Raw genomic sequence first — 13197 nt, 5'->3', positions numbered from 1 at the left:
GCTTTCAAAACTAAAAATTTCTTTCACTTAAATTACGAGAAAAGAAAAAGAGATTATGGAAGTAATTGAAATTCTTTGCAATGTTTCAAAAATGATTTATGAAAACGTTAAAGATTTGGCAGGTACAGATAATGCTGCAGGAAATTTCGGAATTGGTGCAGGAGGAGATATTTCACGTAATATTGACATTATTGCTGAAAAAACAGTATTAGATTATCTTAAAGAAATTAAATTTGACTGTATTGTATTAGGAGAAGAATGTGGTAGAGTAGAACTATCCGATAATCCTAAAGGGTTTATTATTATGGATGCAATTGATGGTTCTGCTAATGCTGTAAGAGGAGTTCCATTTTTTTGTAGTTCGTTAGCATTTGCAACTGAAGATAGATTAAGTTCCATTACAGATGGAGTAATAACAAATCTATCAAATGGAGATATGTATTGGGCATCTAAAGATAATGGTGCATTTATGAATGAATTAAAAATCAAGGTTTATGATAAAGACCCAATTTACAAAATTATTGGAGTAAACACTTCTGGAGCATCATCTGATTTGATGGAACAATTACAACCGATATTTGAGAAGCATAATCACATAAGACATTTTGGTGCAAATGCATTAGAAATGGCTTTTTTTGCAAGAGGGTTAATGGATGTTTTTATTGATTTAAGAAATAAAATAAGAATTCAAGACATTGCAGCAGGATACATAATAGTAAAGGAAGCAGGAGGCTTACTTTTGGATGCCAATTTGAATCCACTTGATGCAGATCTTAGTTATAAAACAAGAATATCATTTATTGCAGCAGCAAATCAAAAAATTATCGATGATGTTATTTTACAAATTAAAAAATAAAATTTTCTAAATACATAATAAATTAAAAATGTAAAATCTGCATCATGAAAATTAAATAAATTAATATTAAAAAATTATAATTTTTTATCCGTATGATTCATACTTGACTTCATAACTTCCATCTTTACGTTTTTCTTCTTTTGTTACAAATCCTTTTGGTCCCAAATATTCAAGTACACCATCTATAGTGCCTTGATAACCACAAATGTAGACTTTGGTATTTGCAGGAGTAACCTCTTCTCCCACTAATTCATCTAATGGTGAAATTCCATTTTTATTTGGTTTAAAAAATGATTCTACTCTACCAACATGACCTGCCCAAGAACGATTAAAGAATTCTTTAGGTCTACTAATAGCGGCTCTGTATTTAAAATTCCATTGATCTTTTCCTCTTTCAAGACTTTCGTTTTCATAATTTGTTAACAATTCTTTGTAGCTTAACTCATCAACATAACTTGCACCATGCAAAACAATTATCTCTCGTTTATCGCCAGTATCATGAAGATGTTTAGCAAAAGCAATGAAAGGAGCAAGTCCAGTTCCACCACCCACACAAACAATCCTTCTGGTATCAGGCTGACCATTTGGTAATTTATCATCAATCAGTAAAGCATTACCCGTGGGTTCACCTAAATATACTTCATCACCTACATTTGCATAAAATAATTCCGTAGTAACACGTCCTGGCAATGGTTTTCTTACCCATCTAATTACAAATTCAAAGTAATCTCGATTTTCAGGATGAGAAGCAATTGAGTAGGCTCTTCTAACAATTTTTTGTTCAGATGGTATTGGTAATCCTATAGTTAAAAATTGACCTGTAGTGTATTTTGGCATTCCGTTATTTGGAACCAAACGAATTACAACAAGATCTTCTTTGAGTAATTGCATGTAAGTAATCTTTGCTTTATGCTCTACTACCATCAGAATAATTTTTGTTACTTTGGATAAATGTATTTCTGTCCAACTTAGGGTTTATCTAAAAATACAATATGATCAAATCCATATAAAAATAACATCTTCTAATATAGCGCCAATTATAGCAAAATGAGTAGATCATAAATTTTATGAATAAAAATTTTCTTTTGATATTTATATCCAGTTGATAGACTCTGGACATGGCTAAACTAAAATGCAGTGATTATGGTTTTGAGTGTGAATTTGTGTCAGAAGGTGAAATAGAACAAGTAATAGAAGAATTTGGAAAACATACTGAAGACATACATGGTATAGATTACTCAAAAGAAGCCTTAATGCAATTTATCCTTAGAAAAAAATAACATTTCAGATATGCAGTTATTACTGCCAAGTAATTACGATAAGATTATGCAGTAATGTGTTTCATTGTAGCTTCAAGAATTGGTACTTCTTTTTCAATAATTTTTTCCACAGCAGGAATCATACCAATTCTGGATTTAACATTTTCTTCATAGATTTCAGCAATTTGATCTCTAAACAATAATTTAATTCCAGGTAATGCAGTTATTCCTTCATCAACTGTTCGTGGGTCTGATAAATCTAAAATCAGTGTACCTTTCTTTTTCTCTTCCATAACTAATTTTAATCTATCAAATGTAATTAAGAAATAATCAGCAGTTGTTGCAACAAAAACAATATCATATTTATCAAATCCTGCTAATACTTCTTCAAATGCAATTGGTTTACCACCCAATATTTTAGAAAAGCCAGTTGCACGCTCAATTGTTTTGCTTGTAACATCAAACGCAAATCCTTTTTTATTTAGAGTTTTAGCGACTCTAGCAGCAGATTCTCCCGTACCAATTAAAAGAATACGTTTCTTAGCATCCAATCCAGCTTTTTCATCTACAATTTTTACAGATACATCACCGAGAGATATCACATTTTTACTAATGCCAGTAGTTTCTCTTATTCGTGAAGCAATTCGAATAATATTTTCAAATAGTTTATTCAAAATATCTCCAGATACATTAATTTCCTTTGCGTGTGAAAGTGACGATTTAATTTCATTCAATATTTCTTCTTTACCAATTACTACGGATTCTAAACCGCAAGCCAATCTTAACAAATTAAGATAGACATCAGTACCTTTGTAAACTTCAAGTGTTTGATCAAAGTGATCAATATCAATTTGTTCAAGTTCAGACAGAGATTCCCATGTTTCTTTAATTTGATTTAAAACTAGAGCCTTTCCCTCAACCCTTCTTCCATCTGGAGTATCTCCTGTTTCCAAATTACTAACAGTAAATATTTCAACTCTACTAGCAGTTTGAATTATTATACATTCTGCGACACCAGGAATTTTTTTAAAAGTTTCACATGCAACTTTAAGATCATTAAATCTAAATCTGGCCAAAGAGTGAAGTGGTACATTTTTGAAAGTTACTCTTGCATTAATGATATCAAAATTAATTTCGCTCAATTCATCACCATTTATTCTCTTAATTTGTTCCTTCCACCTTTTGCAGTACGGAAAACATTCATACCGATATAATAATTCTCATAAATTGATTCCAAATATGCAAGTTCTTGTTGTGTTGCAAGGATATCTTTTTGAGATGAATTAGGATCGCTTTTTAATTTTTTAAGTTTTTGTTTAGTCTCCTCCAAGAAATTTCCTACTCCCGATTCATAATTAGACATTCCACCAAATTCAGGACTTAGAACATGTTGTGGAATATATTTTGGTGTATTATCTGTTGGAATCTCTACTTTTCTTGTGAGTTCATCTTGTTCTTCAGATGAAAGAATGGGTCTTGGAAATCTATCTTTTTTTGCTAAGAAAAATTCAGGCTCTCCCATTTCTCTTCGAAAAATTTCTTCCCCTTTACGTTGATTAGTAAATGTTGGAGCTTTTGCATTTGTTGCTTTAACTTCAGCTGCAATTGCTTTGTATTCTTCTTCAGCAGCTGCTTCTGCTGCTGCTTTAGCTGCTTCAGCCTTTGCAATTGCTTCTTTTGCAGCTTTTTCTGCATCTTCAGCTGCTTTAGCTGCAGCTGCTGCCTTTGCGGCTGCTTGAGCAGCTGCTTTAGCTTCATTAGCTGCTTTAGTTCCTTCTGCTGCTTGAACTGTTTCTTTTACTTTAGTTACTACTTCATTTTTTGCATCTTTGGCTACATTTGCTTTATCATTAGCTTTTACTTTAGCTTCTTTTGCAATTTCAGATTTAGATTCTGCGGTTTGTTCTGCAGATGTCTTATCAGATGTTAAATCATTGACAGTTGTAGTTTCTATCTTAGATTCATCATGCTTTTCTGACATCAAATTTTACTAAAATTGCCTGAATTTTAATATTCTTGTAGTGAAATTTTGGGAGGTAATCTCAAATGAAATAATTAGATTGTAAAAGAATTGAAAAAGTAGAAAAATAATGCTTGATTATTCTTAATTTTATATAAAAATACGATGTTTAGAGCGATCATAATCCAAGAAAATTGAAAATAAAATCATTGTAAGATAAATGGCGCCCTCGGCGGGATTTGAACACGCGTCTCAACCGTGACAGGGTCGAATTCTAGACCGGACTATACTACAAGGGCCCGAATTGTTTCAAACAAATTGCCAGATTAAAAGTTTCTGTAACAGAAAAAATTTTGTAAAAGACTAAATTATACACGTCAAGCATTTTTTGTGAGGGGTCTATGGCGCAGCCAGGTAGCGCACCGGACTTTTAATCCGGTTGTCGTGGGTCCGAATCCCACTAGACCCGCTCCTATTTTATCAATTCAGTAACTTTGCTAGAGAGATCATCTAATGCCTTAGTAATAGCATTAGATCGTTTTGTTGCATTGATTCTATAATCATTAATTTTTTTCACACGATCTTCAATCATTCTCTTTTGCTCATCATATCCTGAAGAGCCAAAGGACTTTCTTTCTTTTAGAGAGGATGTAATTGTTGTGGATTCAATAATTTTCATGATAAGATTAGGAGGGATTTTAGCATCTTGTGCAATTTTTGAAATTTCTTTTGAAGTGAGTTTATTCAAAGATTTATTGGATTGATGTGCCAATTGCACTAAGCCTCCTGCAATTTTATGAGTTGTTCGAAATGGAATTCCATTTTGAACTAATTTTTCTGCAATATCAAGGGCAATAAGATAACTAGATTCGGTTGACTTTTTCATTTCTTTTTCATTAACATGTAATGTAAGGAGAATAGATTTTAAAATCAATAATGCGTTTAAAGAAATTTTAGATGTTGACCAAATGGATGATTTAATTTGTTGCAGATCACGTCCATATCCAGAAGCCAGTCCTTTGATGGTAGTTAGGATTGCAGTAAGATTTCCAATTACCTCTGCAGTTTTCCCTCTTGTTAATTCTAATATATCGGGGTTTTTCTTTTGAGGCATTACACTTGATGGAGACGTGAATTCATCTGCAAGTTCTATAAAGGAAAATTCAGACGTTGACCAAATAATAAAATCTTCAGAAATTCTACTAAGATTAGTCATCAGTATTGCGATCATTGAAACGTATTCAACAACAAAATCACGTGTGCTAGTTGCATCTAGAGAATTTTCTAAAACACTATCAAATCCTAACATTTTGGCAGTACTATGTCGATCTATTGCAATACTAGTTCCTCCAACAGGGCCTGCTCCTAACGGACTTTGATTAACATGGTTAAATGTACTATAAAGACGATCAAAGTCCCTAAACAACACATCGGCCTGAGCTATTAGATAGTGTGAAAATAAACCAGCTTGAGCTTGTTGAAGATGCGTATAAAGAGGCATTATTGTTTTTTGATGGTTTTTTGCTAAAGATACAAGTGCTTCAATTGTATCAAGTAAACAATTACAAATAATGTTAATATCATCACGAATTTTCATTCTAATATCTAAAGAAACTTGATCATTACGGGAACGTGCTGTATGCATTTTTCCACCGCTAGCAATACCAGCTTTTTTGATAACTAGTGTTTCAATTAATTCATGAATATCTTCAGCTCCACTAAAAACATCAAATTTTTCATTTTTTAAAAAGTCTAAAGCTGAAAGAATTTTTTTTACATCATTTTTTGTAATAATTTGGTTTTCAAATAACATTATAGTATGAGCTTGGCTTCCTAGAATATCATAAAGCGCTATTTGAATATCGTCTTTAATCGATGAAACATAATCTAAAGTAATATCACTCAAATCTGTACTAAGACGAGAACGATACATTATCTAATATTCTAGAATGGTTATATATAGCATCAACGCTTTTTTCTCCATGAGTCTAGATATCAAACAACTTAGAGTGAAAATTTTTGATGAGCTATCAAAGATTGTAGATCCTGAAATCAATACATCAATTACCGATTTAGAATTAATTGATGAAGTTGACATCAACAGTAATAACGTGAAAGTAGATTTACATCTAACTAGTCCATTTTGTCCTGCAGTTTTTGGATTTAAAATCTGTCAAGATATACATGATAATCTTTTGAAGGTAGATGGAATTGATGATGTTAAAGTAAATGTATCAAATCACTTTATGGCAGAACAGATTAACAATCAGGTAAATAATAGCCCTAATCCAAAAAAAAAGATTTAGCTTCTAAATCCTAACATATAACCACGGAGTAATTGAATGCCCATGGCTGGGTCTACGCCTTTTGGGCATACTTGACTACAAGAGCCGGCAAAATGACATCTCCAAATACCGTGAGAATCATCAATAATTTTTAGGCGTTCATCTTTGCCTTTATCCCTACTATCAGCAACATATCGATATGCTTGGGCTAATGCCTGAGGACCTACAAACGAAGAATCTGTTGCCATTGTGGGACATGCCGAGTTGCATAATCCACATTTAATACAATTTGAAAATTGGATGTATTGTTCTAGCTCTTCAGGAGTTTGGAGGAATTCTTTTGTGCTACTTGAAATTTCAGTGTCATCACGAATCAGATATGGTTTTACTTTATGATGAGTATCAAATAGTCGTTCAAATTTTACTGCAAGATCACGAATGATTGGAAAGTTATTCATTGGTTCAACGGTTACAATATTTGAATTCAGCTCGCTGATTTTTGTAAAACATGCCAGTCTAGGTTTGCCATTAATAATCATCCCACATGAACCACAAGTAGCTTGTCTGCAAGAATATCTAACTGCAATAGAATGATCAAAATGTTGCTTAACATCAAGAATTGCTTCTAATACAGTTGTCCATTTTTCGTATGAAATATTAAATTCCATAAATTTTTTGGCATCGTCATTTGCAGGATTAAATCTTGCAATACGTAAAGTGATTTTTTTCATAGTATTTTTTTCTGCCAAACTAGATTCCTGTGCCATCTACATCATCCCCGTATTAACCATTATTATTGTTCGTGAACCATATGCAATTAATGCTATCATAGCAACAACACATCCATATGAAACTGCCTTTTCATATTTTCTTCCTTGTTTCAACTCGAGTAGTATTACCCTTAATCCATTAAATCCATGAATAGATAGTAGAATTAAAATTATTTCAAGCATACCCGCATATGGTAGAAATTTGTAGTTTGCAATTACACTTTCATATTCCAAAGATTCTGCAAATCCTTGTGTAAGACGCATCAATATGTGAACTGCTACTAATGCCACTGCAGCTAGAGCAGTTCCATAATGAATTTTCATAATAATACTTTCTCTCATTTTATTCACCAAACATTACCGCGAGTCCATACATCATTGCAATTGCAGCAAGAATTATTGCAGAATATATTCCCATTTTGTGTCTAATGTTTTGAGAGGCTGGAATGTATGGATAATCAGGTCTAGCAGGTTTACCTACTCCAACTCCTCCATGTCCAAGCATCACTCTAATTCCATTAACAGTGTGGAAAACACACATTGCAATAACTATAGCTAAAATTGCATGACCTTCGTTGGTTTGTGTAATTGCAAGAAATTCATTCCATCCAACTTGACCTTTTAAAATTGAACTAGTTTCATAGATATGACCTATAAAATATGCCAATAATCCCAACCCACTTAATCTCATTAATAGATATGCCACTCTTTCAATACCATATCTTCGAGGATTGATCATTCCACCAATACCCTCTTTGTGTTCGTCTTGATCAGTCATCTAGTATTTCCTCTCTACTGGTTGATATTTAGTAATTGTTACCGGATGTGTTTTCATAATTGGCTCTTTAGGATCATAATAGGCTAGAGTATGATGTAAAAAGTTTGCATCATCACGTTTAGGATAATCAGTTCTTGCATGTGCACCACGTGATTCTTTTCTATTAATAGCTCCTAGCAAAACAATTTCTGCAACACGAAACATTGAATCGAGTTCCATCACATTTGAAAAGTTAGTATTGTATTCATTTGCTTTGTCATCAACATGCTTCCAAGTTTGTTCTTTTAGTTGGCGTATTTTCTGTAATCCTTCGACAAGATTTTTTTCGTTTCTGAAAACATATGCTTTATCATTCATAATGTCAGTTAGTTCTTGTTTAACTTCATATGGATTAGCATCGCCGTTACCTCGAAATATGCCATCATAAATTCTTTTTTCCTCAGCTGCAACTAAGTGATGAGGCCAAGAAGAGGTCAAGTCATTTTTTTCAATATAATCAACTGCCAAACTGCCAGTAATTTTACCCCATACTATACACTCAGAAGTAGAATTTGCTCCAAGTCGATTTGAACCATGAACACTATTACATGCTGCCTCACCTGCAGCCCATACACCTTGAAGTTCAGTAGCACCGTCGATATTAGTATGAATTCCACCCATCATATAATGACATACAGGTCTAACATCAAGTATGTCAGTGGAAGGATCTAATCCTGAAAATTTAATAGAAATTTCTCGGATACCACCTAATTTTTCTTTAATTTTTTCATCTCCAAGATGGCGTAAATCAAGTTTCATGCAATTAACGCCAGTTTCATGTTTGAATCCACGTCCTTCACTCATTTCTGTCATCATAGCTCTTGAAACAATATCACGTGGAGCTAATTCCATTTTTTCACCAGCATATTTTTTCATAAATCGTTCACCCTTGTTATTTAGCAAATATCCTCCCTCACCCCTTGCACCTTCAGTGATCAATATTCCCGAAGGCAAAATTCCAGTTGGATGAAATTGAACAAATTCCATGTCTTTAAGTGCCATACCTGCACGTAATGCCATATCCAAACCATCCGGAGTTGAAGATAATGCATAAGTTGAGAAACTGTACAGTCTTCCAGCTCCACCAGTTGCAATGATTAGAGCTTTACCTTTAATTGAATAAAATGTGCCAGATGAAAGTTCAATTGCAGTGATTCCCATAAATCGTTTTCCATCATGAATAATTGATGTTGCAAACCACTCATTTAGATATTCAATATTTTCAAATTTTTGACATGTATCATACAAAGTTTGCATTTCAAAGAAGCCAACTTTATCAGATGCATATGTAGCTCTTGGGAAACTATAACCACCGAAATTTCTTTGACCTATTCTTCCATCTTTTCGTCTAGACCAAGGCATTCCCCAATGATCCAATTGATAAATTTCTTTTGGCATCTCCACACAAAGCCTCTCAGCAACATCTTGATCAGCAAGAAAATCACTTCCTTTCACTGTATCATAAATATGAGATTCAATAGTATCACCTTCATCTTCAAAAAGAACAGCCGCTGTTCCACCTTCTGCAGATACAGAATGAGAACGCATAACTTGAAGTTTTGAAACAATTCCAATTTTGATTTTTGAGTTCTTCCTTGCGGCTTCTATAGCTGCCCTTAAACCAGCTAATCCAGACCCACATATTATCAAATCAAATTCAAGAGATTCGACCATTTTGACAGAATGACTACCTAAAAGGCGGGTTAAATATGTAGTAATGAGCGTAGATTTTCAAAAAAATATTATATATCACTAGCGATATTATTGATTATGATTTCAGAATGGTTTCAAAGAGTTGGAAGTTCAATACCTAGAGGATTTTCAAGGTATTTTATTTTAGAACTTTTAAAAAAGAAAGCGCATACTGGAAAAGAGATTATAGATTATGCTGTAGAACAAAGTAATGGGATATGGAAACCTTCACCTGGGTTGATCTATCCATTATTAGGAAGATTACTTGATGAAGATCTTATTGAAGAAACTAGAGATGGAAAGTATCAATTAACAAAAAAAGGAATAGAGACGGCAGAAGATGTTGACAAAGTAAATGAAATTGTTAGAAAGCAATTAGATGTCCTTTTTAGATTAGGGAATGTAGGAAGATTTGTTGCAACGGATCTGTTAGAAAAAATGTCCATAATAGGTTCAATTCTTAGCTCCAATTTTGCCAATATGACAAATGATGAAACTGAGAAATATAGAAAATTCTTAGAATCAGAGCTAAAGAAAATAGATGAGAAAAAAACTATCAAAAAAGGAAAAGAAATTAAAATAGAATAGGATTGTATATGTCATTTTAATATTTTAAAATCATAAATAATTCTCCCTAAAAGTAATAGCATGAAAAATTTGAAAAGTATGCTAAAAACAAACAAGTCACTTGTAATTCCAGGAGTGTATGATGCAATTGGAGCAAAAATTGCAGAAAAAGTAGGGTTTGAAGCTATGTTTCAAACAGGATATGGAACTTCAGCTACATTATTTGGAATGCCAGACTATGGTTTCATTGGAGCAACTGAAACATTAGATAATGCAAGAAGAATATGTAGAGCCGTTTCAGTTCCTGTAATAGTTGATTCAGATACAGGTTATGGTAATGCATTAAGTGTTTGGAAATTGGTAAGGGAGTTAGAATCAGCAGGTGCATCAGGGATTTTTCTAGAAGACCAGAGATGGCCAAAAAGATGCGGTCATATGCAAGGAAAAGAAGTGATATCACAAGAAGAATATACCGAAAAATTGGGGGCAGCTATAGATGCAAGACAAAGTAAAGATTTCATAATTGTTGCAAGGACTGATGCAAGAGCTACAGAAGGACTAGATGCAGCAATAGAACGTGGATTACAAAATAAAAAAACAGGGGCAGATGCAGTGTTTATTGAAGCACCAAGATCATTAGAAGAGATGAAAATAATTGGAAAATCTATCAATGCACCTCTTGTAGCAAATATGATAGAGGGAGGTACAACTCCAATAATGTCAGCAGAAACATTACATAAATTAGGATTTAAAATTATTTTATATCCACTTTCAGTATTATTTGCTAATACTTTTGCAACTATGAACATTTTAAAAGAATTGAAAAAGTCAGGAACTACAAGGAAATCAAAACAAAAAGTTGTAAATTTTGATCAGTTCAATGATCTGGTCGAATTACCCAAATTCCAAAAATTAGAAAAGAGATATAGATTTTCAAAAAGAGAATAAAATAAAAAATTTCAAGTAAAGTACAGTTATCAACCGTTTCTCTTTACTTCAATTTCTATTGTTGAAACGTTTCTGGTTCTACCGTCTTGTGACTCTAATGATTCGGAGCCTATTTTTATTTCTCCAATAGAGTATCCAGCATTTTCTGTCTTTCTTGCAATGATTTGAGCTACATCCACAGCACGACCAATGCTTAGACCTCTAGCTTTGATGTAGACGGAGGGTAAGTTTGCCAATTGAATTAGCGTTGATGTTACATATGCCATCAATGGTTTCTTACCAATGAATATGGTGTTTCTGGATTCGTTTGACATAAGAAGTTCGGTATTTAACGATAATTTAAAGCTAAAAGAGAATTTTTGATTCTAGATAAAATTTTATGAAAAATATTGAAGCATTATTAACTAGATCTGGGGATTTTAATGAATAATATGAAAAACATCATAGAAATTTTAGATTCAGGAACTATTGAAGAAAAAATTAAAAATCTGGAATTTCTTGCTGGTACAAACAATATAGAAATTATACAAAAAATAATTTCAAAATTAGATGATGTCGATATTAAAGTGAGAGGAGAAGCTTTTAGTGCACTAGTATTAAATGAAAATAATATTTCAGATTTATTAGTAAATAATTTGAAATCTCAAAATAAAAACATTAGAGGATACACAGCTTTAGTAATAGCTAATCGAAATGATACTAATGCAATATCAGAAATCATCAATTTATTAGATGATCAAAGTTCAATGGTAAAAGCATGCGCTCTTGGAGCATTAGGACATCTTAAAGCAAAAGAAGCTAAAGAAGCAATTTATGATTGTCTATCCGACTGTAATTTGGAAGTTAGAAAAAGTGCATTACAAGCAATTATTGATCTCGGATATTCATTGTCAGAGAGTGAAATTAAAGAATTGTCTAATCAACAAGATTCAGAGTTAGAGAGATTACTTTCAAATGTTAAAAGAGAAAGTGGACCGAAAGGGATTTGAACCCTCGATCTGATGCATGCCATGCACCCATCCTACCAGACTAGACGATCGGCCCAATAATCAGTAAACTGATCGAATAACGTTTTTCAAATTGGTTATTAACGTTTAGCGGTCAAAAAAAACACAAGTGTGAAATTAACACAAGATATTTAACCATAATTAGGATGGATGTAACGTTATGGTAGTAGATAACAAAGCAACCATCACCTATGTTCAGTTACTTAAGGAAGACCTTGTAATTATTAGACTAGTACCAAAAGACGGACCAGTTCCTGATTATCAGGCAGGTCAGTTTATCACATTAGGTTTACCAAATCCTGTAGAAGGTGGAAAAATTGTTAGAAGAGCTTATTCAATTGCATCACATCCTGAAAATAAAAAGTATATTGAGCTTGTAATTAGATGGGTAAGAAAACCACTTCCAGGTAGATTAACCACGCAGTTATTCAATGCTAAAGAAGGTGATGAAATTTTATGGTTAAAACCTACAGGTAGAGCACTCTTGATAAATGAAACCCTTCCAAATGGAGAAAAAGATAATCGAAGAATTATTTGTATTGGAGGGGGTACAGGTCTAGCACCATTTGTAAGTTTTGCACAACACCTACATGCTATTGGAGATAAAAGAGAGATAATTGTTTTACATGGTGCAAGTTATGTTGATGAGTTAAGTTACAAAGAATTACTAACAGATTTAGAAAATGAAAGCATAGCAAAAGGAAAAGACAAATGGAATTTTAAATACAGAGCAGCTATAAGTAGACCACAAGAATGGTTTAACAGATCATGGGCAGGTCAAGTTGGAAGGGTTGAAACATTTCTTAGACCAAGAGACAATGGAATTTCACCATTAGAAGAATTGATTGAAGATAAAATTACAAAAGAAAATACAATGTTTTATGTCTGTGGTTGGCAAGGAACAATTGATGGTGTAATGGATTTCCTAAAACCAAAAGGATTTGTTACAGAACATGATAAACGTGCAGACGGAAGCTTTGAAGTAAAGTACGAATCGTACGGTTAAGCAACTTTTTAAAGAAATAAAATTACCTAG

The 13197-nt window shown here is 32.9% G+C and carries 16 protein-coding genes and 3 tRNA genes; 8 read left to right on the top strand and 11 right to left on the bottom strand.

Annotated elements, in window-relative coordinates; all coding sequences use genetic code 11:
* Window positions 1–55: 55 nt before the first annotated feature.
* Window positions 56–856 carry an inositol monophosphatase family protein gene (locus K5782_RS03360; protein ID WP_297464004.1) on the top strand — a complete coding sequence of 267 codons (801 nt, stop codon included), beginning with the start codon at window positions 56–58 and terminating at the stop codon, window positions 854–856.
* 84 nt (window positions 857–940) lie between these two features.
* Here the strand turns inward: K5782_RS03360 and K5782_RS03355 are convergent, their stop codons facing one another.
* Window positions 941–1780, bottom strand: coding sequence for an FAD-binding oxidoreductase (locus K5782_RS03355; RefSeq protein WP_297464003.1), 840 nt, complete (start codon window positions 1778–1780; stop codon window positions 941–943).
* Between the two features lie 194 nt (window positions 1781–1974).
* Between K5782_RS03355 and K5782_RS03350 the strand changes: the two genes are divergently transcribed.
* The gene (locus K5782_RS03350) at window positions 1975–2136 is read left to right on the top strand and encodes a DUF1059 domain-containing protein (protein WP_007549620.1); all 162 of its coding nucleotides are present in this window, start codon (window positions 1975–1977) and stop codon (window positions 2134–2136) included.
* Window positions 2137–2180: 44 nt separating this feature from the next.
* Here the strand turns inward: K5782_RS03350 and K5782_RS03345 are convergent, their stop codons facing one another.
* From K5782_RS03345 to K5782_RS03335, 3 genes are all read right to left on the bottom strand, one after another.
* Window positions 2181–3257 (bottom strand): glutamyl-tRNA reductase, encoded by a 1077-nt coding sequence (locus K5782_RS03345; protein ID WP_297464002.1) that lies wholly within the window; start codon window positions 3255–3257, stop codon window positions 2181–2183.
* Window positions 3258–3268: 11 nt separating this feature from the next.
* Window positions 3269–4096: a hypothetical protein gene (locus K5782_RS03340; RefSeq protein WP_297464000.1), complete on the bottom strand. Its 828-nt coding sequence runs from the start codon at window positions 4094–4096 to the stop codon at window positions 3269–3271.
* A 200-nt stretch (window positions 4097–4296) separates the two neighbouring features.
* A tRNA-Asp gene (locus K5782_RS03335) sits at window positions 4297–4374 on the bottom strand.
* Between the two features lie 96 nt (window positions 4375–4470).
* Here K5782_RS03335 and K5782_RS03330 point away from each other — a divergent pair.
* Window positions 4471–4544: transfer RNA gene (locus tag K5782_RS03330), tRNA-Lys, on the top strand.
* 3 nt (window positions 4545–4547) lie between these two features.
* Here the strand turns inward: K5782_RS03330 and argH are convergent.
* Window positions 4548–6008, bottom strand: coding sequence for an argininosuccinate lyase (gene argH / locus K5782_RS03325; protein ID WP_297463999.1), 1461 nt, complete (start codon window positions 6006–6008; stop codon window positions 4548–4550).
* Between the two features lie 49 nt (window positions 6009–6057).
* Between argH and K5782_RS03320 the strand changes: the two genes are divergently transcribed.
* Entirely contained in the window at window positions 6058–6381 is a 324-nt protein-coding gene (locus tag K5782_RS03320; RefSeq protein ID WP_007549614.1) for an iron-sulfur cluster assembly protein, read from the top strand.
* On the opposite strand, the gene K5782_RS03315 is transcribed toward K5782_RS03320, so the two are convergent.
* From K5782_RS03315 to K5782_RS03300, 4 genes are read right to left on the bottom strand one after another with little or no spacing between them, the layout of a single operon-like run.
* Window positions 6378–7127, bottom strand: coding sequence for a succinate dehydrogenase iron-sulfur subunit (locus tag K5782_RS03315; protein WP_297463996.1), 750 nt, complete (start codon window positions 7125–7127; stop codon window positions 6378–6380). The genes K5782_RS03320 and K5782_RS03315 overlap by 4 nt on opposite strands.
* Window positions 7128–7472, bottom strand: a complete 345-nt coding sequence (locus tag K5782_RS03310) for a succinate dehydrogenase (protein ID WP_048109335.1) — start codon at window positions 7470–7472, stop codon at window positions 7128–7130.
* Between the two features lies 1 nt (window position 7473).
* Entirely contained in the window at window positions 7474–7908 is a 435-nt protein-coding gene (locus K5782_RS03305) for a succinate dehydrogenase (RefSeq protein WP_297463995.1), read from the bottom strand.
* Entirely contained in the window at window positions 7909–9621 is a 1713-nt protein-coding gene (locus K5782_RS03300) for a succinate dehydrogenase/fumarate reductase flavoprotein subunit (RefSeq protein ID WP_297463994.1), read from the bottom strand.
* A 96-nt stretch (window positions 9622–9717) separates the two neighbouring features.
* On the opposite strand from K5782_RS03300, the gene K5782_RS03295 reads away from it, so the two are divergent.
* Together K5782_RS03295 and K5782_RS03290 are read left to right on the top strand one after the other, a co-directional pair.
* Window positions 9718–10227 (top strand): PadR family transcriptional regulator, encoded by a 510-nt coding sequence (locus tag K5782_RS03295; protein ID WP_297463992.1) that lies wholly within the window; start codon window positions 9718–9720, stop codon window positions 10225–10227.
* A gap of 78 nt (window positions 10228–10305) precedes the next feature.
* The gene (locus K5782_RS03290; protein ID WP_366069340.1) at window positions 10306–11154 is read left to right on the top strand and encodes an isocitrate lyase/PEP mutase family protein; all 849 of its coding nucleotides are present in this window, start codon (window positions 10306–10308) and stop codon (window positions 11152–11154) included.
* Between the two features lie 29 nt (window positions 11155–11183).
* Here the strand turns inward: K5782_RS03290 and K5782_RS03285 are convergent, their stop codons facing one another.
* Complete coding sequence (locus K5782_RS03285; protein ID WP_048109332.1) at window positions 11184–11468, bottom strand: DNA-binding protein; 285 nt, start codon at window positions 11466–11468, stop codon at window positions 11184–11186.
* Window positions 11469–11585: 117 nt separating this feature from the next.
* On the opposite strand from K5782_RS03285, the gene K5782_RS03280 reads away from it, so the two are divergent.
* Window positions 11586–12143 (top strand): HEAT repeat domain-containing protein, encoded by a 558-nt coding sequence (locus tag K5782_RS03280; protein WP_297464077.1) that lies wholly within the window; start codon window positions 11586–11588, stop codon window positions 12141–12143.
* Here K5782_RS03280 and K5782_RS03275 read toward each other — a convergent pair.
* Window positions 12125–12198, bottom strand: a tRNA-Ala gene (locus tag K5782_RS03275). The two genes, K5782_RS03280 and K5782_RS03275, sit on opposite strands and share 19 nt — an antisense overlap.
* Before the next feature lie 123 nt (window positions 12199–12321).
* On the opposite strand from K5782_RS03275, the gene K5782_RS03270 reads away from it, so the two are divergent.
* Complete coding sequence (locus K5782_RS03270; protein ID WP_297463989.1) at window positions 12322–13167, top strand: ferredoxin--NADP reductase; 846 nt, start codon at window positions 12322–12324, stop codon at window positions 13165–13167.
* Window positions 13168–13197: the final 30 nt, after the last annotated feature.

It is taken from the genome of Nitrosarchaeum sp. (assembly GCF_025699065.1).
Classification (GTDB): Archaea; Thermoproteota; Nitrososphaeria; order Nitrososphaerales; family Nitrosopumilaceae; genus Nitrosarchaeum.
This window is presented reverse-complemented; position numbering and strand designations above follow the sequence as displayed.

Coding starts and splice junctions, on each gene's coding strand:
- K5782_RS03340 (WP_297464000.1), bottom strand. CDS start 4,096: ATGTCAGAAAAGCATGATGAATCTAAGATAGAAACTACAACTGTCAAT.
- K5782_RS03285 (WP_048109332.1), bottom strand. CDS start 11,468: ATGTCAAACGAATCCAGAAACACCATATTCATTGGTAAGAAACCATTG.
- K5782_RS03270 (WP_297463989.1), top strand. CDS start 12,322: ATGGTAGTAGATAACAAAGCAACCATCACCTATGTTCAGTTACTTAAG.
- K5782_RS03315 (WP_297463996.1), bottom strand. CDS start 7,127: ATGGCACAGGAATCTAGTTTGGCAGAAAAAAATACTATGAAAAAAATC.
- K5782_RS03295 (WP_297463992.1), top strand. CDS start 9,718: ATGATTTCAGAATGGTTTCAAAGAGTTGGAAGTTCAATACCTAGAGGA.
- K5782_RS03320 (WP_007549614.1), top strand. CDS start 6,058: ATGAGTCTAGATATCAAACAACTTAGAGTGAAAATTTTTGATGAGCTA.
- argH (WP_297463999.1), bottom strand. CDS start 6,008: ATGTATCGTTCTCGTCTTAGTACAGATTTGAGTGATATTACTTTAGAT.
- K5782_RS03280 (WP_297464077.1), top strand. CDS start 11,586: ATGAAAAACATCATAGAAATTTTAGATTCAGGAACTATTGAAGAAAAA.
- K5782_RS03360 (WP_297464004.1), top strand. CDS start 56: ATGGAAGTAATTGAAATTCTTTGCAATGTTTCAAAAATGATTTATGAA.
- K5782_RS03355 (WP_297464003.1), bottom strand. CDS start 1,780: ATGGTAGTAGAGCATAAAGCAAAGATTACTTACATGCAATTACTCAAA.
- K5782_RS03290 (WP_366069340.1), top strand. CDS start 10,306: ATGCTAAAAACAAACAAGTCACTTGTAATTCCAGGAGTGTATGATGCA.
- K5782_RS03350 (WP_007549620.1), top strand. CDS start 1,975: ATGGCTAAACTAAAATGCAGTGATTATGGTTTTGAGTGTGAATTTGTG.
- K5782_RS03310 (WP_048109335.1), bottom strand. CDS start 7,472: ATGAGAGAAAGTATTATTATGAAAATTCATTATGGAACTGCTCTAGCT.
- K5782_RS03300 (WP_297463994.1), bottom strand. CDS start 9,621: ATGGTCGAATCTCTTGAATTTGATTTGATAATATGTGGGTCTGGATTA.
- K5782_RS03305 (WP_297463995.1), bottom strand. CDS start 7,908: ATGACTGATCAAGACGAACACAAAGAGGGTATTGGTGGAATGATCAAT.